Here is a 404-nt window from a genome sequence, read left to right on the forward strand (position 1 = left end):
TTACGGCGATTGACCGTCAGCCGAAGTGAGCTCTCGAGATACTCACTCAAGCTGCCCATGACCCGCTCGCCTGCTCGTCGGCTCCGTACATAGATTTGTACATCGTCGGCGTAGCGGCAGAAGCGGTGACCTCGACGTTCCAGTTCCTTGTCCATGTCGTCCAGCAGGATGTTCGCCAGTAGCGGGCTAAGGGGTCCGCCTTGGGGGGTTCCCTGCCGCCTCTGCGTGGGCAAGCCATGCTGGAACATACCCACCTCCAGATAGCGGCGGATCAGACGCCGCACGCGCTTGTCGTCAACGTGCCGCGCGACCCGTGCCATCAGCAGGTCGTGGTTCACTCGGTCGAAGAAAGCCTCCAGGTCAAGGTCGACCACCCAGCGGTGGCCGGCGGTGACGTGGGCCTT

At 62.9% G+C, this 404-nt stretch carries 1 protein-coding gene; it reads right to left on the minus strand.

All coding sequences use genetic code 11. From position 1 onward, the window contains the following. Window positions 1-404, minus strand: a 404-nt coding sequence (locus INT20_RS17975) for a reverse transcriptase domain-containing protein (protein ID WP_264299240.1), incomplete at both ends; no start/stop codon positions are given.

The organism is Halomonas citrativorans (assembly GCF_014898005.1).
In the GTDB taxonomy this organism is placed as follows: Bacteria; Pseudomonadota; Gammaproteobacteria; order Pseudomonadales; family Halomonadaceae; genus Vreelandella; species Vreelandella citrativorans.